The sequence below is a fragment of the Mesorhizobium sp. M0514 genome (assembly GCF_040321145.1).
Taxonomy (GTDB): domain Bacteria; phylum Pseudomonadota; class Alphaproteobacteria; order Rhizobiales; family Rhizobiaceae; genus Mesorhizobium.
Genome location: NZ_JAMYQZ010000209.1, coordinates 1 through 750, shown reverse-complemented (window position 1 = coordinate 750; position 750 = coordinate 1). Strand labels below are relative to the sequence as shown.

The window sequence follows — 750 nt, the reverse complement described above, 5'->3', positions numbered from 1 at the left end:
GTAGTAGAAGCGTTTGACGGTCGCATCCTTGATCGTGCGGTTCATGCGTTCGACCTGGCCGTTGGTCCATGGGTGCCTTGGCTTTGTCGTTCGGTGGTCGATATCGGCCTTGGCGCAAGTATGTTCGAAGGCGTGCGCCCATATGATTTCTCCCGCCGCCATGGCTTCCTTGATCAGCGGAACGGCCGAGCCGCCGGCACCTGGGGTCGTGAACTGAATGCCGTTGTCGGTAAGCACTGTGTGGATCTTGTAAGGGACAGCATCAAGAAGATGGCGCAGGAAATCGGCGGAGACCGCTGTCGTTGCCTTCTCGTGCAGCTCGACGAAAGCGAACTTCGAGGTCCGATCTATGGCCACGAACATATGCAGCTTGCCCTGCTCGGTTCGGACCTCGGCGACGTCGATATGGAAGTAGCCGATTGGATAGGCCTTGAACTTCTTCCTTGCCGGCTTGTCGCCCTCGACATCCGGCAACCTGCCTATCCCGTGACGCTGCAGGCAGCGATGCAAGGATGACCGCGACAGATGCGGGATCGTCGGTTGGAGAGCATAGAGGCAATCGTCCAGTGGCAGCAGCGTATAACGCCGAAAGGCGACGATGACCGCCTCTTCCTCAGTCGATAGCACTGTCGACTTCGGATCTCTGGGGCCAGTCGGAAGATCGGCGGCCGACGTCCGGTTCCTCCACTTCCTAACCGTCTTCTGATTGATGCCGTAGCGCTTCGCCAGCGCCCTCAGGCTCTCTTGACT

Annotated in this window: 1 protein-coding gene; it reads right to left on the bottom strand. The window is 58.9% G+C overall.

What is annotated here, in order from left to right; translation table 11 throughout:
* Positions 1-750: IS481 family transposase (locus NKI61_RS32835; protein WP_352842426.1), on the bottom strand; the 750-nt coding region annotated here is incomplete at both ends.